Origin of the sequence: Rhodococcus sp. IEGM 1409 (assembly GCF_030056735.1) — a bacterium.
In the GTDB taxonomy this organism is placed as follows: Bacteria; Actinomycetota; Actinomycetes; order Mycobacteriales; family Mycobacteriaceae; genus Rhodococcus_F.
The window spans coordinates 730,211-747,797 of record NZ_JASHKN010000001.1 but is presented as its reverse complement, the minus strand read 5'-3'; the positions used below and the strand labels follow the sequence as shown (position 1 = coordinate 747,797).

Annotated in this window: 16 protein-coding genes and 1 riboswitch; of the genes, 4 read left to right on the top strand and 12 right to left on the bottom strand. The window is 62.1% G+C overall.

Translation table 11 applies throughout. From position 1 onward, the window contains the following. Positions 1 to 25: 25 nt before the first annotated feature. Positions 26 to 577, bottom strand: a complete 552-nt coding sequence (locus QM716_RS03710) for a MarR family winged helix-turn-helix transcriptional regulator (RefSeq protein ID WP_283302466.1) — start codon at positions 575 to 577, stop codon at positions 26 to 28. A gap of 114 nt (positions 578 to 691) precedes the next feature. Between QM716_RS03710 and QM716_RS03705 the strand changes: the two genes are divergently transcribed. Together QM716_RS03705 and QM716_RS03700 are read left to right on the top strand one after the other, a co-directional pair. After that, a complete protein-coding gene (locus QM716_RS03705) occupies positions 692 to 835 on the top strand; it encodes a hypothetical protein (protein WP_283302465.1) in 144 nt (47 codons plus the stop codon). 158 nt (positions 836 to 993) lie between these two features. Then, complete coding sequence (locus QM716_RS03700) at positions 994 to 2,592, top strand: ABC transporter substrate-binding protein (RefSeq protein ID WP_349307341.1); 1,599 nt, start codon at positions 994 to 996, stop codon at positions 2,590 to 2,592. Between the two features lie 84 nt (positions 2,593 to 2,676). Here QM716_RS03700 and QM716_RS03695 read toward each other — a convergent pair whose 3' ends face one another. The 9 genes from QM716_RS03695 to QM716_RS03655 form a co-directional block, all read right to left on the bottom strand. Next, the gene (locus QM716_RS03695; RefSeq protein WP_283302461.1) at positions 2,677 to 3,744 is read right to left on the bottom strand and encodes a quercetin 2,3-dioxygenase; all 1,068 of its coding nucleotides are present in this window, start codon (positions 3,742 to 3,744) and stop codon (positions 2,677 to 2,679) included. After that, the gene (locus QM716_RS03690) at positions 3,741 to 4,685 is read right to left on the bottom strand and encodes an alpha/beta hydrolase (RefSeq protein WP_283302459.1); all 945 of its coding nucleotides are present in this window, start codon (positions 4,683 to 4,685) and stop codon (positions 3,741 to 3,743) included. The genes QM716_RS03695 and QM716_RS03690 overlap by 4 nt, the downstream gene beginning before the upstream one ends. 228 nt (positions 4,686 to 4,913) lie before the next feature. Beyond that, positions 4,914 to 7,178: a 5-methyltetrahydropteroyltriglutamate--homocysteine S-methyltransferase gene (gene metE, locus QM716_RS03685; protein WP_283302455.1), complete on the bottom strand. Its 2,265-nt coding sequence runs from the start codon at positions 7,176 to 7,178 to the stop codon at positions 4,914 to 4,916. 159 nt (positions 7,179 to 7,337) lie between these two features. Beyond that, positions 7,338 to 7,546: riboswitch (cobalamin riboswitch) on the bottom strand. A 95-nt stretch (positions 7,547 to 7,641) separates the two neighbouring features. Continuing rightward, complete coding sequence (locus tag QM716_RS03680) at positions 7,642 to 8,079, bottom strand: helix-turn-helix domain-containing protein (protein ID WP_030535308.1); 438 nt, start codon at positions 8,077 to 8,079, stop codon at positions 7,642 to 7,644. 216 nt (positions 8,080 to 8,295) lie between these two features. After that, a complete protein-coding gene (locus tag QM716_RS03675) occupies positions 8,296 to 8,925 on the bottom strand; it encodes a response regulator transcription factor (RefSeq protein WP_283302453.1) in 630 nt (209 codons plus the stop codon). Continuing rightward, complete coding sequence (locus QM716_RS03670; RefSeq protein WP_283302451.1) at positions 8,922 to 10,046, bottom strand: sensor histidine kinase; 1,125 nt, start codon at positions 10,044 to 10,046, stop codon at positions 8,922 to 8,924. Before QM716_RS03670 ends, QM716_RS03675 begins: the two co-directional genes overlap by 4 nt. Continuing rightward, positions 10,047 to 10,841 carry an ABC transporter permease gene (locus QM716_RS03665; protein WP_283302450.1) on the bottom strand — a complete coding sequence of 265 codons (795 nt, stop codon included), beginning with the start codon at positions 10,839 to 10,841 and terminating at the stop codon, positions 10,047 to 10,049. After that, entirely contained in the window at positions 10,841 to 11,797 is a 957-nt protein-coding gene (locus tag QM716_RS03660; RefSeq protein WP_283302448.1) for an ABC transporter ATP-binding protein, read from the bottom strand. The genes QM716_RS03665 and QM716_RS03660 overlap by 1 nt, the downstream gene beginning before the upstream one ends. Positions 11,798 to 11,842: 45 nt before the next feature. Further along, on the bottom strand, positions 11,843 to 12,790 hold the full coding sequence (locus tag QM716_RS03655; RefSeq protein WP_283302446.1) for an EamA family transporter: 948 nt from the start codon (positions 12,788 to 12,790) through the stop codon (positions 11,843 to 11,845). A 68-nt stretch (positions 12,791 to 12,858) separates the two neighbouring features. Here QM716_RS03655 and QM716_RS03650 point away from each other — a divergent pair, with 68 nt between their 5' ends. Both QM716_RS03650 and QM716_RS03645 read left to right on the top strand, forming a co-directional pair. Continuing rightward, positions 12,859 to 13,404 carry a CGNR zinc finger domain-containing protein gene (locus QM716_RS03650; protein ID WP_283302444.1) on the top strand — a complete coding sequence of 182 codons (546 nt, stop codon included), beginning with the start codon at positions 12,859 to 12,861 and terminating at the stop codon, positions 13,402 to 13,404. Between the two features lie 113 nt (positions 13,405 to 13,517). After that, the gene (locus tag QM716_RS03645) at positions 13,518 to 14,816 is read left to right on the top strand and encodes an NtaA/DmoA family FMN-dependent monooxygenase (RefSeq protein WP_283302442.1); all 1,299 of its coding nucleotides are present in this window, start codon (positions 13,518 to 13,520) and stop codon (positions 14,814 to 14,816) included. Here QM716_RS03645 and QM716_RS03640 read toward each other — a convergent pair. Together QM716_RS03640 and pruA are read right to left on the bottom strand one after the other, a co-directional pair. Next, entirely contained in the window at positions 14,813 to 15,778 is a 966-nt protein-coding gene (locus tag QM716_RS03640) for a proline dehydrogenase family protein (RefSeq protein ID WP_283302440.1), read from the bottom strand. The genes QM716_RS03645 and QM716_RS03640 overlap by 4 nt on opposite strands. Then, a complete protein-coding gene (gene pruA / locus QM716_RS03635) occupies positions 15,778 to 17,439 on the bottom strand; it encodes an L-glutamate gamma-semialdehyde dehydrogenase (protein WP_283302438.1) in 1,662 nt (553 codons plus the stop codon). Before pruA ends, QM716_RS03640 begins: the two co-directional genes overlap by 1 nt. Positions 17,440 to 17,587 lie beyond the last annotated feature (148 nt).

Sequence of the window (17,587 nt, the reverse complement as noted above, 5' to 3'; positions counted from 1 at the left end):
ACCCTCGGAGCGATATCGATCTGCGTCAGTTACGTCCGCGTACGTCGAATTGGCTGCGGTTGGTGATCAGTTTGTCCAGGAGCATGACAAGGATGCGCTGTTCGGCTTCGCTCAGGACGCTGACCCAGGCGTGTTCGCGTTCGTTTTGTTCGCGAAATGCTTCGACCATGGCTTCTCGGCCCTTGTCGGTCAGGTACAGCTGGACCGAGCGTCCGTCGTTCTCGGTAGGGCGGCGATCGATCAGTCCATCTGCCAGCAGGGATTTGGACAGGTTGGAGACCGCGGCTCGACTCATCCCGGTGAGCTCGGCGGCAGCCTTCGGCTCGATCGGTCCGGCAAGCCAGGTGACGAACAGTAGTCGGAACGATGACCATGACCAGCCGCGAGGGCGGTGGATCGACGACTCGAGATCGTAGGTGACCACGTTGGAGGCTCGATTGAGCGTCAGCAGTACCTCGGTGGCCAACTGATCGCGAAAGCCGTGTTCAGCGGCCAGTCGCTTGTTGGCCAGTTCGATGAACGACCAGAAGTTGAGTTCGCCGACGGTTGGCTGGTCATCGGTTGTCCGGTCATTCATGGCCTAACCCTAGCGTGGCCCGCAGTTGATCAAGGTATGTATTAGATCGCGAGTCTTCTCATGAAACTTTGTAACCTGGTAATTCGGCGACCTTCCTGAACTATCGTGACGCGCGTGACTGCGCGCAGCGACGAGTCTCCCCTGGATACGGACAGCATGTCGACGCAACTGGAACGGAGACGACGCCTGACGGCGGCGGTGGTCGAGTGGAGCGGGGTCACCACGAGAGGAAAGTTCCGCGGAATGGTGAGTGCCTAGAATTCGATTCTTGTTTCTGCCGCCCCCGATTCGAATTATCGCTTCAGCTTTGTGAAAACAAAGACGCAGGATTGGTCCATACCTAGAATTCACTTACAAATCTGTCGGGTGTCGGATTCAAGGTTCGACGTGTCCGTGAACTGTGAAAGTGAGTCGCAATGAAGCGCTCGTGCCGAGCTCGCGCTCGAATCTGGATGGTTGTCCTGGCGTCGGCGACACTGGTGGTGACCGGGTGCGCGGGTAGCAGCCAAGGTATGACGACGAATGCATCGGACGTGACGGTCGGAGTTGTCGGTGAGCAGAACGACGGGGGAGAGCCGCGCTCGGGTGGCACGGTGTCGTTTGCCACGTACAACGGGATCAGCAGTCTCGATCCTGGCGACCGTCAGGACGGCGGCGCTACCGGTGGAAGCGAAATGGCAGCCATCTACGACCTTCTGATGCGTTTCGATACCGCGGCGGGCGAATACGTTCCCCACTTGGCTCAGTCCTTGTCGGCTAACGACGACAACACAGTGTGGACACTGAAATTGCGCGACGGCGTCACCTTCAGCGATGGCACTCCGATGGACAGTTCGGCAGTCCTGTGGAGCATCGATCACTATCTGCAGAAGAAGGGAACTCACGCCCTGGTATGGAAGACCGCTGTGCGCGAGAACAATTCACCGGATCCGAGTACGGTCGTCTTCACCTTGGCGCAGCCGTGGGACGAGTTCCCGATCATGTTCACCACCGGTCCCGGCATGATCGTCGCACCCTCGTCGATGGCTACCGGCACGTTCACCCCGATCGGGGCAGGACCGTTCACCGTCGAGAAGTTCGCCTCCCAGGACGAATTGGTGCTCGCTGCCCGTCCGACGTACTGGGATGGGGCGCCGTACCTCGAGAAGTTGCGCTTTCCCGCAATCGTCAACGAGAAGAGCAAACTCGAGGGATTGCACACCGACGGAATTCAGGTTGCCTATCTGAAGTCTCCCGATTTCATTCACGAGGCTTTCGAGGCCGGCGACCCCGGATTTGTGTACTCGGCCAGCATGGCCGGAGTTCTGGCAATCAATCAGCGCGACGATCGGGTAGCGAAGGACGAGCGCGTGCGTAAGGCGATTGTCGCTGCGGTGGACCCGACTACGTTCAACGAGCGAGTTCAAGGCGGCTTCGGCGAACCCGGCACCGACATGTTCGCGTCGTGGTCGCAGTGGCACGGTTCGGTGTCCGGGAACGGTTTCGATCCCGAGGCCGCGAAGAAGTATCTGACCGAGGCGAAGGCCGACGGGTACGACGGAAAGCTGACATACGTCGGAATGAACGATCCGGCGACGCAGCGCAGCGCGCTGACGTTTCAGTCGCTCTTGCAGGCAGTGGGTTTCACGGTCGACATCACCTACGCAACCAGCATCAACGACCTGATCTCGATGCTGTACGCAAAGCACGACTACGACGTGTCCTACTTCGCGTTCAACGTGCTGGAAGAGTCACCGTTCGTGCGCATGTACGGCAATCTGTTCAGCGAATCACCGTCGAACATCCTCGGCTACAAGAACGCTCGGATGGACGAGTTGCTCGGCAAGCTGCAAACGGCGTCGGGCGAGGATGAGCGGCGAGCCGTCATCGACGACATTCAGACAGTGGTCAACGAGACGGCACCGATGGCCGTGGTCAACTCGGGCAAGGTTTTCATCCCGTGGCGCGAGAACGTTCACGGCGTGACTCCGAGCGCAGACGGAATCCTGCTCTTCGGCAATACATGGTTGAGCTGACCCCCTGTGCGCCTTTCCGGTAGTGCCCACTACCAAAAAGGCGCACAGGGGCTCTGCGCCTGAGGACCAGAGCATGCGTCGCCGTCACCGACCGGCGGTTGGGGGCGGCCCGACTACTTCCAGGTCCAGTTCGGCACGAGCGCGTCCGAATCCTTCACCCGGGAAAGTCATGTCGCCGCCTTCGACGTGGATGTGAGCCTCGGTCGGACGGTTCATGTATTCGAAGAACTTCTCGAACACACCGGTGGTCAGGAGTCCGAGCATCTGGGTACTGTGGCTGGCGAACGAGAAGCTGTGCACGGTGCCTGCAGGTGCGTGCAGGAAGTCGCCCTTGGTCAGAAGGATTTCCTTGCCGTTCGCGTGCAACAGAATCCGGCCCTCGAGGCAGAAGAAGTTCTCGGTGTGCTGACGGTGGAAGTGCAACGGGATGTATGGACTCTTGCCGCCGCTGGTGTGCATCGCGAAGTACGTCGAATCCGTGTTTCGGGAGCGTGCGAGATAGGTGTTGAGTTGGTCCATGCTCGCCCATCGGTCACCTTCTCCAGCGCGCAGGACATAGGCCGAACTGGACTGGGGCAAAATCGATCCCGGCGACGAGGGGAGATCCTTCTTTTCCAGGTCCAGTACTCGAACTCCGTACTGCGCTGCGAGTTCGGATTGACGCGCATCCGAAACGTTCTGGTCAGCGCGGATGTCGAAGACGTGCGACTGAGTGGCGGTGCCCGATGTTGCACCCCAACTGTGTCCGTCTCCGACGGTGAGCCAACTCAGGAATCGCGTGCGATGCGCGAGCATACGGTACGCGTACGGCGTGCCGGGTGGGATCGACACTGCGTCTCCCGCTACAAGGACGTTGGTTTCGCCCGGAAGCCAGACTTGGAGTCGACCGTCGGTGACGTACAGGAAACGGAATTCGTCAGAGTGCTGGACGAACGGCGTCTCTACACCTGCGCCGCCGTAGACGAAGGCGGCACCGAACTGTCCACCCGTATCCTGCGGGCGGGCGACGACCGTGAGGAGTTGGCCGCCTAGTTGGTATCGCTCGCCTTCGCCGGCAGAGAGGTGATAGGGCACGCAACGCCCTGGCAGAGAATCCGATTCGGGGACTGTGGACTGGACGTCGTCGAGGCTCGGAATGTCGAATGTGGTCATGTGACGGGTGCACCTGCTTTCAGCGTTCCAGAGAAAAATGCTTCGATCGTCGCGAACGACGCGCACGGGTGAAGTTCGACGAACTGCGTCCCGCGGTCGGTGGACGCTCGGATGGTTGCAGGCGCGGACGGATCACGCTCGAGATGCCCCTGATCGAGACTGAGCCCAGGCCCCAACTCCAGCACATGGCCAGGATTGAAGAAGCCGTGGCCGAAACCGTCGACGAGATACAGGATCACGTCGTTTCCGTAGGAGGCGAGCGACTCGTACAGGGCGATGCTTTGGTGGAATGGAACCATCGTGTCCTCGGCCCCGTGCATGACGAGAAACGGGGGTGTTCTGCCTTTGACTACGAGTGCCGGACTCGCGTCGCGTGCGGCGGTGAGGTTGTCTCGAACCGGTCCACCCAACAGTGATGCCTCGGGCGATCGTTCTTCGGCTTCGGAGATCGGATACGAAAGATTCACCAGTGCAGGAAGATCCGCTGGACCATAACCGTTGACGACGGCGTGGACAGCGGAGCTGACGGATGAGGCCTCTTCGTGTTCCAGGCGAAGCGTCGAGGAATGGATGCCGGCAAGCGCTGCGAGGTGCCCTCCGGCCGACGATCCCCAGAGCCCAATTCGATCAGGATCCACAAGATGTTCGGCGGCGTTGCTGCGAAGCCAGCGCACTGCGCTGCGAACGTCGAGCAATTGGCCGGGGTGAATTGTGTCCGGCGCCAACCGGTAGTCGATGCTGACCATCACGTATCCCTCTGAAGCGAAATACTTCGCGAGGTCTGGGCTGGCCGTGCGGTCTTGTAGCCGCCATCCACCGCCGTGGATCCACACGATCGCAGGCAACGGCTGCGGTGGGTCCTTCGGACGGATTATGTCGAGTTCTAAGCTAGGGGCGTACTCGATGGTGGAATGGCGGACATCGGTCGAAACCGTGTCCACGTGGGTGAACTCCTTCGACGTGAACCCGGGCCTGGGTCGTCGCTTTCGCGGTTGTAAGGCCTCTCCTTAGGTCACTGTCTAGTAAGGCAAGGTAACAGGAAAAGTCGGGTTCCGGAAGCGAACGTCCGATTTCTGAGAAGGATCGGCCACAGGGCACGTGGTTCAGCCGACCCCGGTGCGCCTTTCTGGTAGCGCCCACTACCAAAAAGGCGCACAGGGGCTGTGCCCCTAGAGTTCCGCTCGTACCAACTTCGCGGCTTCGACGAGGTTACGCAGCGACGCTTCGACCTCGACGGAACCGCGGGTTTTCAAACCGCAGTCCGGGTTGACCCACAACCGCTCGACCGGAACAGCTTTGAGTGCCTCACGCAGGGATTCGGCAATCTCGTCGACGCTCGGCACACGCGGCGAGTGGATGTCGTAGACTCCCGGGCCGACGCCGAGGTCGAACCCGACCGAACTGAGATCGTCGAGGACCTCCATGTGCGATCGCGCCGCCTCGATGGACGTGACGTCCGCGTCCAGACCGGCAATGGCGCCGATCACCGCTCCGAACTCGGAGTAGCACAGGTGCGTGTGGATGGCGGTGGAATCTGCGACGCCCGAGGTGGCCAACCGGAAGGCGCCGACCGACCAGTCCAGGTAGGCGGGCTGGTCCGCAGTGCGCAGCGGGAGTAGCTCACGCAATGCGGGTTCGTCGACCTGGATGATTCCGATACCGGCGGCCTGCAGATCGACCGTCTCGTCTCGAATAGCCAGTGCGACTTGATTTGCCGAGTCGGCGAGGGGTTGGTCGTCACGGACGAACGACCAGGCCAGAATGGTGACGGGCCCGGTGAGCATGCCCTTGACCGGCTTCTCGGTCAGGGACTGTGCGTAGGTAATCCAGTCGACGGTCATCTGCTTCGGACGCGAGACGTCGCCGTAAAGAATGGGCGGACGCACGCAGCGGGTGCCGTACGACTGGACCCAACCGTTGGCGGTGGCGAAGAACCCGTCCAACTGCTCCGCGAAGTACTGAACCATGTCGTTGCGTTCAGGTTCACCGTGAACAAGTACGTCGAGGTCCAGCTTTTCTTGGAGCACAACAACTTCGGCGATCTCGGCGCGCATACGGTTGACGTACTCGGCTTCGTCGATCTCACCCTTGCGCAACGCCGCGCGAGCGACACGGATCTTCGACGTTTGCGGGTACGAGCCGATGGTCGTCGTGGGGAGCGGCGGAAGAGAAAGCAACTCTTCCTGGGCAGCGCGACGCTCGGCGGCGGGCGCGCGACCGCTCGCCGAGTTCAGCACAGCGTCGAGACGGCCTCGAACACTCGCGTCATTGAGTCTGCGATCGTCCTTTCGCGTCGACGCGGCAGCTCGGGCCAGCGCGAACTCGTCCTCCACCGACTCCCGGCCCTGTGTGAGAGCGGTTGCGAGAGTTACTACTTCCTTGACCTTCTCGGTGCCGAACGCGAGCCACGAGCGCAGGGCCTTGTCGACATCGGCCTCTGCGGCGAGCGTGTACGGCACGTGCAGCAGGGAGCACGACGTCGAGACGGCAAGCGTGTCCACGCTGCCCAGCAAGGCGCCCAAAGTACTCAGTGCCGAATCCAGATCCGACCGCCAGATGTTTCGTCCGTCGACCACTCCGGCGACAACCAGTTTACGGGCGAGTTCGGGGACCGAGCCGACCGAATCCTGACCGGCCACCAGGTCGACGGCAAATCCTTCGACGCCGGTGGACGCGAGCGCGGGCAGCGCGTCACGCAGCGAACCGAAGTAAGACGCCAACAGGATCGACGGCCGCTCGGACAGTGCTGAAAGCTGTTCGTACGCAGCGCGTGCCGCTTCGATTTCCTCGTCGGTGCGATCGCCCACGAGCGCCGGTTCGTCGAGCTGAATCCACTCCGCGCCGGCCTTCGCGAGCCGACCGAGTAGATCCGCGTAGAGGGGGAGTAGTTCGTCGAGCCGCGAGAGCAGCGGCTCGTCGGTGCCGACAGCCTTCGAGAGCAGCAGGAAGGTGACCGGTCCGATGACGACCGGGCGGGCTGCAATGCCGTCGGAAAGTGCTTCTGCGAGTTCGGACAAGACCTTGGACGGGTCGAGTGAGAACGTGGTGGACGGCGAGATCTCAGGCACCAGGTAGTGGTAGTTGGTGTCGAACCACTTCGTCATTTCGAGCGGCGCGATGGTGTCCGTCCCACGGGCAGCTGCAAAGTAGCGGTCCAACGGATCGGCGACGGGTGCGACGCGATCGGGCAGTGCGCCGAGAAGAACTGCGGTGTCGAGCATTTGATCGTAGAAGGAGAAGGTGTTGACCGGGATCGAGTCGAGGCCCAGTTCACGGAGGTCGGCCAAGCCCTGCCGACGGAGGTCACGGGCCACGCTCTGCAAGGCGTCGGCGTCGATGCGCCCCGCCCAGTAGCTTTCGGTTGCCCGCTTGAGTTCGCGATGAGGACCGATGCGCGGTGAGCCCAGCACGGTCGAAGTGAATGTCGTTGTCACGGAGTTTCTCCAGATTGCCAATGCACTGATGGCCACTGCCGGCAGACGGGTACACCTCACGAGACCCCGAGCTTCGGCGGGCAGCACTGCCCGCACCGCACACGAGGTCCGTTGGAGATCTACACGCCCATTCCACGAGGCGGTGGACCGTCGGGCACGGCGTGCCCGACACAGTCGGCAGGTCTTCGGACTCGCGGGCACTCGATCGAGTTGGATCGAACCTACTGGCCGTCGCTTCCCAGGCGGATGCCCAGTGCACATAAACGGCGGTCGTTCCTGCTTACCGCTGCGGGACAGTCCCGGATTTTCACCGGGTTCCCTCTCACTCCGTTAGCTTGCGCTGACGGGGCTTCGACGCCGGGAACGGTCTTCGGGGCTCCTCATGACCGTGCCGGGCGAACCAGCTGCATTGACCAGCATAAGGCCAACCCTCCCGGAGCGGTCAAGGAGTGTCGACGAAGCCCTATGCGCGTGACATGTAGGAATTCGAATCTGGTGGTACGCGCGGAAGATTCTCCGAGGAGCGCAGATTCTCCGCCATTTCCACGAGTAGATCCTGCGAAGACGGTGAGAGGTCGACGACGCGGGAGGTGAGGTTTCGCAGGCGCACGTTGTGCAGCTGTTCGAGAAGCGAGAGGTCTGCCTCGCCGCCGGAGATGGCGGGCGGAGTGTGGTCGGACGGGGCGTAGAAGTAGTCCGGATGGACATTGAAGAAGTGTGCGAGGGCGGCAACCACTTCGGGTGACGGGTTGGTTCGGACGCCGGTGCGCAGCTGTGACAGATACGGAGTCGAGATGCGGCAACCGAACTCGGTCATGCCGCGAACAACCATCGCATTGGTGACGTGAAAGTCGGCAGTCTCGAACAGCGAGTTCAAGCGATCGTTGAACTGGTTCGACATCAGACGTCCCTTCCCCGTTACGCAGGCTCTGTCAATTCAATTAACTGCATCATAGCCAGTTATCGAACGATTAGCTGTTTGGACCTTCGCGGCAGGGTAGTTTTCCGGGCAAATCCCTAGGGTAGAAGGTCCCCACTTTGAGCGATCTGGACAAATTGCCATCAATGAACGAGCGGCGAACTATTTGCCGGGGAAGCGGATTCTCGCCTGCCCTGATCAGAGCCAGCCGTTCGACTCGGCGATTCTGACGGCTTCGGCACGTGTCGTGGCACCGGTTTTACCCATCGCGGCCGACAGGTGATTTCGAACCGTTCCCGGGGAGAGGAAGAGTTTCGCCGCTATGGCTGCCACGGGCGCGCCGTCGTGTGCAGCCCGGAGAACTTGGGTCTCACGTTCCGTCAGGGGCGACTCGCCACTCACGAGACTGTCGGCTGCAAGAGTGGGATCGACGACGCGAAGTCCGGCATGAACACGTCTGACCGCGTCGGCGAGTTGCCTGGCAGGTGTGTCCTTGACGACGAACCCGCCGGCCCCGGCGTGCAGGGCTTTGCGAAGAAATCCGGGACGTCCGAACGTGGTGACGATCAGGACTCGGGTGTCGGGTGCTGCCTCGCGAAGGGCTGCTGTCGCGGCGATACCGTCCATGCCAGGCATCTCGACATCGAGAAGCGCGACATCCGGGCGGTGCTCGAGAACGGCGGCCACTACCTCGTCACCGCGGCCGACCTCGGCCACCACGGACAGATCGGATTCTAAATCCAGCAACGCGGCCAAAGCTCCTCGTACGAGCGCCTGGTCGTCCGCCAAGAGCAGCCGTATGGATGCCCGCTCGCCCTGGTTGCTCACACTTTCTCCTGTTCGACTACCTGAAGTGCAAACCCCTGCGGCTGGGGATGAGTGATGATCACTCGTGCGCCCGACGCACCGGCTCGCTCTCGTAATCCGATCAGACCGTTGCCGGAAGACACCGACCCGGCCCCGTGTCCGTCGTCGACGACAGTCGCGCTTTTTTCGTCGACCGTGATCCGGCAGTGTGTTGCCCCGCTGTGCCGAACCACGTTGGTCACGCCCTCACGGATCGTCCATGCAAAGAGTTCACGAAAGCGAGTAGGAACCATGTCGGTACTGCTCGGCACCTCGTCTTCGATCCCTGCCGCACGCAATGCCTCTCGCGCACGGGCTATCTCGACGGGTAGCGAAATCCCACGAAATCCTTCGACTGCCGAGCGCACGTCTGCCAACGCGTCACGAGAGAGTCTTTCGAGGTCGTCGAGTTCGCTGCGCGCGCGTTCGATGTCCACGTCCAGTAAGCGGTTGGCCAGTTCGGCTTTGATCGTGATGACGGTCAGTGAGTGCCCCAGTATGTCGTGCAGATCGCGCGCCATCCTCGTTCGCTCCTCCATGATCGCCCGCTGCTCCTGCTCTTCGCGTTCATGGAGCATGGCGAAGTTACGGCTGATCAGGGACATGATGCCCCACGTCGCAAATGCGGCCGCGCAGACACCGAGTGAGAGTCCGGAGTAATTCCCCCACCCCGACGAGAGGCTCACTATCTCCACTGAGGCCGCGAACACCAAGGCGAGAATGCCGCCCGCGACGGTCGGCAGCAGCGTCACCGCTGTCACCGCGAGATACGGTGCGGCTGCCAAACCGGTCGGCCCGACGCTGACGATCATGACAGCGGCCAACGCGGTCAATGCGGCCAGAGTCAGTGCAGCTTCGCGAATCGTCGGCCAAGTCATTGTCATTCGGCGCCGCTGCTGCGTTGTGGCGAAGGTGTAGAGATAGAGCGAACTGAAGGCGATCGTCGCGAAAATCCCTGTCCAGCCGCGCAGTTCGTCGCGCAGATTCCACCCCTCGATCAGCGGCCCGCCGAGAAATACCATCCAGACCGCCGCGAAGAGAATGCCGAAACGATTCCGTCGCGGCAATGCGACGGAATCGTTTCGGTCAGTCGTTTCCGACAACTACACACGCTCCGTATCTCGTTGGAACCGCCAGATCGCTCCGCCGGCGAAGATGGCGAACCACACCAGGATATTGACGATCCAGGTCCAGTGAATGCTATTGCCCGTCAGCGGCGCGTGGGCGAGGGCATTGATGCCGAACATCGGTGTGAACTGTGCGATGCTCGCCCAGACCGAACCGTCTTCGAGCGGCACGAAGAGTCCGCCGCCGAAGGCGAGCAGGGCCAGGCCTGGTCCGAGCAATTGCATGACGTTCTCGCTCGGCAGCAGATACCCCATGAACAGGCCGAAGGCCGCGAAGATCGACGATCCCAGCCAGGCGATCAATGCCGTTGTAAACCACAGTGATCCGTCCATCTGCGCGGAGGTGAACGAGCCGACGGCGTAGACCACGAGAATCGAGACTAGACCGAGCAGCATCGCCATGATCAGTTTGACGGCGATGTAGGCCACCGGCGTCAGGGGAGTCAGCCGAAGTTGCCGGCTCCATCCCGACGCTCGTTCGATCGAGACCATCGCTCCGCCACTGGTAGTAGCCAGCATCGCGCCGTACAGCGCCATGCTGATCATGATGTACGCGGCGACATTGCCGTGCCCGATCCCGTGATCATCGTCGCCTTGACCGAGCCCGAAGACGAGGAAGAAGACAACCGGCATGACGAGCGTGAAGATCATCGTGCGCCGATTGCGGGTCAGACGACGGAATTCCAGTCGCAGAAGCGTCGTGTTGAATCCGCCTAGAGGTACGACGGTTCGCTCGGCTCCGTAGGTGCTCGGTTCGGTTTCAGTGGTCATCACTTCTGTCCTTCGGAGTTGTTCGACGTGAGTGCGATGAATGCGTCTTCGAGACCGCGCGAGACGATTTCGAGATCGCGAGCCTGCGTGTTGGTCAACAAGAACCGTGCAACGGCGTCGGTGTCACCCGAGTGCACGAGCAATGACTCGCCACGCACCTCGACGGCGTCCGAGTTCGGTATCGCGCGCAGGAGCTCGTCGGTGATGCCGGGGACTGTCGCGCGCAGGGTCCGTCCGGACGCCATGGACTTGACCTCGGCTGTGGTCCCGTCTGCGACCACGGTGCCTTGCCGGACCAGGATGATGCGGTCGGCGTAGACATCGGCCTCTTCGAGGTAGTGCGTCGCAAAGAGCACAGTGCGACCGTGATCTGCGTCGGCGCGGATGGCGGACCAAAAGTCCCGTCGCCCTTCGACGTCCATGCCGGTGGTCGGCTCGTCGAGAATGAGCAATTGCGGGTCCGACAGCAACGCCATCGCAAATCGCAGGCGTTGTTGTTGTCCGCCCGAGCATTTGCTGACAAGGCGATCGGAGATGTCGAGGATTCCGGCTCGCCCCAGCACCTCGTCGACCGGACGGGAATGGGCGTACAGACTGGCGGTCAGCTGCACGGTCTCGGACACTGTCAGTTCTTTGAGCAGCCCGCCGGTCTGCATGACTGCGGACACGAGTCCGCGAGCGATCGCAGATCGAGGTGACATTCCGAAGACGCTCACCTCGCCAGACGTCGGCCGGGACAGACCGAGAATCATGTCGATCGTCGTGGTCTTGCCTGCGCCGTTCGGCCCGAGGAATGCGACGATCTCGCCGGGGCGGATGCTCAGGTCGATACCCCTGACGGCGTCGACGGTGCCGAAACTCTTGCGAAGTCCGGTCAACCGGACGGCGTCGTGTGTCGATCCTTCACTGAGAGTGTGCAGTGCCTGCGGTGAATGCCGTGCCTGTGCTGAGGTCATACATAGAATCTGCTCGCTACGAGGACGTGAGCCCTCGTCTGTCCGTCATTCTTCTGCCATGACATTTGTCATCGGGTCGGCCGGTATCTGTTTCGGTGCAACCTGGCCGAGCCGGGCGAGGATCAAACCGGCGATGATTGCGGCGCCGCCCGCAGCTTGTAGTGCGGTGACGGATTCCCCGACCAGGATCCAGGCGGCGACAACCGCACACAGCACTTCGGTCAGCGCTACCAGGGATCCGACGGTTGGTCCCAGGAGCGTGATCGCGGCGATGCCGGTGAGATAGGCGACGACGGTGCTGACCAGGACGAGAACCGTCACCGGCAGCCACACGCCCACCGAATGTTCTGCCACGACTGTGTTCGAGGCCGAGAACTGGAAGGGGAGGATGCCGACGAGTCCGAGGGTGCCGATGACCAGTGCGCTGACGGTGAGCCCCGACGCCGCGAGTACAACGGGATGGAGGTCGCCGTCCGCGCGCTCGGAAATGACGAAATAGACTGCAAGACAAGCCGCTGCCGCCAGCCCCCACGCGACACCGACAGCGCTGATCTCCGCCGATCCGAAGACGTCGATCACCACGGCGGCGCCGATCAGGGCAAACGCTGCACCGAGAAGTGTCTGCACGCTCGGCCGTGCGCCTTTGGTGATCCACACCCATCCGATGACGATGATCGGTGCAAGGTACTCGAGGAGCAGCGCGACCCCGACCGAAAGATGTTGCACGGCATTGAAGAAGCACAGTTGAACGCCGGAGATCGCGAACACCCCGTACAGCAGTACCGTTCGCGTGTGGGCCCTCACCCGTCGTAGGCGAGGCCATTGGGTGGCTACCGCGATCACCGTCAACACCAGTGCGCCGCCGGCAACGCGTGCGAACACTGCGCCCCCGGGTGACCACCCTGATTCGATGAGAGATTTCGCGAACGGGCCCGATACGCCGAACGTTGCCGCGGACAGCAGAGCGAAGATCAAGCCGTTGCGAGAGTTCACGTCGTCACCCGTCAGGAGTAAAAGCGATTATGATGCTGACATTAGGTTGACAAGGCTCAGGAGTCAAAGTGCATTTTGCTGGTGACACGGAATCGGCGCTCGTCTTCGCTGCCTCGTTGGTCAACACGGTCCGCGGCGGGGCCGAACTCCTTCCGGGTCAAGAGGAACTGACACGGTTTCTCGACGCGGATCACTGGACCGGCAGGCGGGACGGCACGCTGGAGGAATTGGCGGCGGTTCGTGCACTGCGTCCACGACTGCGAAAGTTCTGGGAAGTCACGGGAGTGGACGACGCCGTCGAGGTGGTGAACTCGCTGCTACTCGAATCGGGCGCGAGGCCGCGGCTCACCAGGCACGACGACCTCGGCTGGCATCTGCACGTCACCGCTGACGATTCGCCCCTGGTGGACCGGATGGCTGCAGAAGCGGCGATGGGTGTGCTCGACCTGATCCGAACCGACGAATTCTCGAGGTTGCGATGGTGCGAGTCCCCGGACTGCGAAGCGGTCTTCGTTGATCTGTCGCGCAATCGTTCGAAGCGATACTGCGACACCGGAAACTGTGGGAACAGGGCGCACGTCGCCGCCTATCGTGCCCGTAGGTCCGGGGCGTAGCCGAGCGGTGTTCGGAGAGTTAGGACCACGCTGAGTGAATACCTTGGCGGGAGCCAGGATCGGTCTAGCGTTGTGAATTCGGAACAGATTTCGCGAAGCCAGGAGGATTTTCGGTGGCTGATCGTAGGCGTCCGCTCAAAACAGTGACCGGTGTCAGCGGGGCGGTGAGTATCTACGACGCCGCGATCGATCCGACGACTTCGACGGTCGCATCCGCGATCGAAGTCGCGAAGACGGCCGAGGCGAACAAGATCGACGGGCTGTTTGCCGCTGACCTGTTGAGTTTCGGTGCGCAGGGCGCGATCGGCGCGCAGGAGCCGTTGATCTTCCTTGCCGCGCTGAGTGCGGTCACCACCCATGTGGGGCTGATCGCCACCGTCACGACGACGTTTCATCACCCTTTCAACCTGGCACGGTTGTTCGGCACCCTGGACCACGTCAGCAATGGTCGAGCCGCATGGAATGCCGTCACTTCCTCACTCGGAGAGGAGAACTACAGCGACCTGGACCTGCCGAGCCCGGAGGAGCGTTACGCCCGAGCGGCCGAATCGCTCGAGGTCGTCAACGCGCTCTTCGACAGCTGGAAGCCCGGCGCCTTGATCCAGGGAGAGGGCTCTGCGGTGCTCGATCCGTCGAGGGTGGTCCCCATCGAGCACCGAGGCAAGTACTTCACCGTGCAGGGGCCGTTGAACATCCCCTCCCTGCCGCAGCGTCGTCCGGTCCAATTCCAGGCAGGCCAATCTGTCGGAGGTGTAGAACTGGGTGCTCGCTTCGCGGAGGTCGTATTCACCTCTCTCGCAACCTTCGAGGACGCGGTTACCTACACGAAGACGATCCGCGCGCGGGCGGCAGAGTTGGGGCGTGGGGACGAACTACCGCTGATATTCAGCTCGTTCCACGCAACGTACGGCGCCACCGAAGCCGAAGTCGAACGATTGGTCAGAGAGGCCGAGGAATCGACGGACTTCGACGCCGGACGCACGCGGCTTGCCGACATGTTCGGCGGCGACGTGGATTTCTCGGACTTACCGCTGGACCGGCCGATCCCGGACTCGTTGATTCCGGACCCGTCGTCGGTGAATCGACGACGGGGCCGGGTAGAGATCTTCGGCAAGCTCGCCGCGCAAGGAAAGACGCTGCGTGAGTTGATCATCGCGTCCAAGGACACCGGCCACTGGGCAGCGGCAGGCACTCCGGAACAGCTCGCGGACGCCATTGCGGAGCGATACGACGCGGGCGTCCTCGACGTCATCACGCTCGGTGACCTTGCCGATCCGCGCGCACGCGATTTCGTCACGAAGGGTCTGCTACCGGAACTACGCAAGCGCGGAATCGTGGGATCCGACTACGTCGGAGGTACCTTTCGCGAAAACCTCGAGTTGCCACCGCTGCCACCTGTTTCCGGTGTCTAGTCGTTGGAAGCGAGTGAGCGCATGAAGAACATGAGGTTGGCCGGTCGTTCCGCGAGGCGACGCATGAAGTAGCCGTACCACTGGCTGCCGTAGGGAACGTAGACCCGCAGGTGATTGCCTTCGGCCACCAATCTGCGTTGTTCGCCGTCGCGGATGCCGTAAAGCATCTGGAACTCGAAATCCGCGGCTGTCCGCTCGGACAGTGTGGCGAGTTCGAGTGCGGCGTCGATCATCGTGGGGTCGTGGGAGGCGACCATCGGGTATCCGTCACCCTCCATCAAGACCTTCAGGCAACGCAGGTACGACGCGTCGACGTCGGCGGCCTTTTGAAATGCGACTCCGGCCGGTTCTTTGTATGCGCCCTTGCACAGGCGAATTCGTGAACCTGGTCCGGAGAAGCGGCGGCAATCGGCCTCGGTGCGATGCAGATACGCCTGCAGGACCGTGCCGAGCGTCGGGAAGTCGCGACGTAACTCCTCGACGATGGACAGTGTCGAGTCGGTGGTGGTGTGATCCTCGGCGTCGACGGTGACCCACGCACCCACTTCGTCTGCCGCTGTGACGATTCGGTGTGCGTTCGCCAGCGCGATCTTTTCGCCGTCACCGGGGAGTGACTGCCCCAAAGCGGAGAGCTTCAGCGAAACCTCGAAGGGGTGTTGCGCCCCGGCAGCTTCGGAAAGCGTTGCATATGAACGGAGAAGTGAGAGATAGGCTTGGACGGTTGCGGTTGCCTGAGCTGGATCGGTGGTGTCCTCGCCGAGGTAGTCGACCGTCGCGAACCGGCCACTGATGAGGATGTCGCGCACGGCGGAGACCGCAGCGGGTTCCGCGTCGCCGGCGACAAACCTGTCTACCAGCTTGCGGGTCAAAGCCATTCCGGAGACTGTCTTCTCCAGTCGCGCCGAGCGCGCCGCCGCCAGAAGTACCGGGCGCAGCGGGTTGGTCAGAGACACGGCGCTCATCAACGGTTCTCGCTCTCGGCTGGATCGACGTCCTGATGGGGGTAACGATGATCGGTGGGAGGAACGAAGGTTTCCTTCACGGTTCGCGTCGACGCCCAACGGAGCAGATTCTGCGGCGAACCGGCCTTGTCGTTGGTACCCGAAGCCCGCGCACCTCCGAAGGGTTGCTGTCCGACAACCGCTCCCGTGGGCTTGTCGTTGACGTAGAAGTTTCCGGCGGCGAACCGCAGACCCTGATGAGCCTGATCGACGGCTGCACGGTCGGTGGCGATCACGGCGCCGGTCAGGGCGTAGGCGGATCCGCTGTCGATACGAGCGAGGGTGTCGGCGTAGGCATTCGGTGCGGAGTCGTCGTAGACGTGCAACGAGAGTATGGGACCGAAGTACTCGGTGCTGAATGCCTCGTCACTGGGGTCGTCGCCGAGCAGGACGGTCGGCGAGATGAAGAACCCTTCGCGGTCGTCGTAGTCGCCGCCCGCTGCGATGGTGAGGCTGCTGGTCGACTTGGCGCGGACGATCGCGGCGGCGTTGCGGTCGAAGGAACGTTGGTCGATGACGGCGCCGCCGAAATTCGTCAGGTCGGTGACGTCGCCGTACTTCAGTGACGACACCGTGTCGATGAACGTGTCGCCCATTCCGGCCCACAAGGACTTCGGGACGAATGCGCGTGATGCGGCCGAGCATTTCTGTCCCTGGTAGTCGAAGGCCCCGCGGATCAACGCCGTCGTGAGTACTTCCGGGTCCGCGGAACTGTGTGCGAGTACAAAATCTTTGCCGCCGGTCTCGCCTACGAGACGCGGATACGTCCGGTAGTTCGAGATGTTGGCTCCGACTTCACGCCACAAACGCTGAAACGTTGCAGTCGATCCGGTGAAGTGGATGCCGGCCAGGCGGGGGTCGGCAAGCGCGACCTCCGACACCATGGGGCCGTCGCCGAGAACAAGATTGATCACTCCGGGTGGTAGGCCTGCGGCTTCGAGTAGTTGCATCGTCAGGTACGCCGCGACGGCCTGCGTCGGTGACGGCTTCCAGATCACGGTGTTGCCCATCAGGGCCGGTGCGGTGGGTAGATTTCCGGCGATGGCGGTGAAATTGAAGGGCGTGATCGCGTATACAAAGCCTTCGAGCGGTCGATATTCGACGCGATTCCACACTCCCGGAGCGGAAACGGGCTGGTCGGCGAGTATCTGACGAGCGAACGCGACGTTGAATCGCCAGAAGTCGATCAGTTCGCACGGTGCGTCGATCTCGGCCTGATATGCGGTCTTGGATTGACCGAGCATTGTTGCGGCGGCGATGGTTTCACGCCACGGTCCGGAGAGCAGGTCGGCAGCTCTCAGGAAGACTGCAGCCCGGTCGTCGAACGAGAGGTCGCGCCAGGCGGGGGCAGCGAGAGTGGCGGCGTCGATTGCGTCTCGAACGTCCGAGTGCGTTGCGCCCGCAAATGATCCGATCACGGAACTGTGGCGGTGTGGTTGAACGACGTTCTCCCGCTTACCTTCCGCGGTTCGGTGGACACCACCGATGACCTGTCTGATGTCGGTCGGTGTTTCGGCCAGTTCGGTCAGTTTCGTGCGTAGGCGAGATCGTTCCGGGCTTCCCGGCGCGTAATTGTTGACCGGTTCGTTGGAGGGGTGGGGGACATTGGTGACGGCGTCCATGACGATCCTTCGGCAGACTCAGGAGTGGGCAGTTGTCGTGTTGTTCACCAGTCAAGTCGAAAGATCTCGGTGAGTAATCCGCTGAGCGGCCAAACATCTGCGGCCGTGTTTGTCCGATCGTCTGAACTGTTTTCGCAGGAAAATGCAC

What these genes read in the sequence shown, in the direction of transcription:
- QM716_RS03640 (WP_283302440.1), bottom strand. Translation starts at nt 15,778, where the DNA reads ATGAGCGCCGTGTCTCTGACCAACCCGCTGCGCCCGGTACTTCTGGCG.
- QM716_RS03695 (WP_283302461.1), bottom strand. Translation starts at nt 3,744, where the DNA reads ATGACCACATTCGACATTCCGAGCCTCGACGACGTCCAGTCCACAGTC.
- QM716_RS03660 (WP_283302448.1), bottom strand. Translation starts at nt 11,797, where the DNA reads ATGACCTCAGCACAGGCACGGCATTCACCGCAGGCACTGCACACTCTC.
- QM716_RS03700 (WP_349307341.1), top strand. Translation starts at nt 994, where the DNA reads ATGAAGCGCTCGTGCCGAGCTCGCGCTCGAATCTGGATGGTTGTCCTG.
- pruA (WP_283302438.1), bottom strand. Translation starts at nt 17,439, where the DNA reads ATGGACGCCGTCACCAATGTCCCCCACCCCTCCAACGAACCGGTCAAC.
- QM716_RS03710 (WP_283302466.1), bottom strand. Translation starts at nt 577, where the DNA reads ATGAATGACCGGACAACCGATGACCAGCCAACCGTCGGCGAACTCAAC.
- QM716_RS03665 (WP_283302450.1), bottom strand. Translation starts at nt 10,841, where the DNA reads ATGACCACTGAAACCGAACCGAGCACCTACGGAGCCGAGCGAACCGTC.
- QM716_RS03680 (WP_030535308.1), bottom strand. Translation starts at nt 8,079, where the DNA reads ATGTCGAACCAGTTCAACGATCGCTTGAACTCGCTGTTCGAGACTGCC.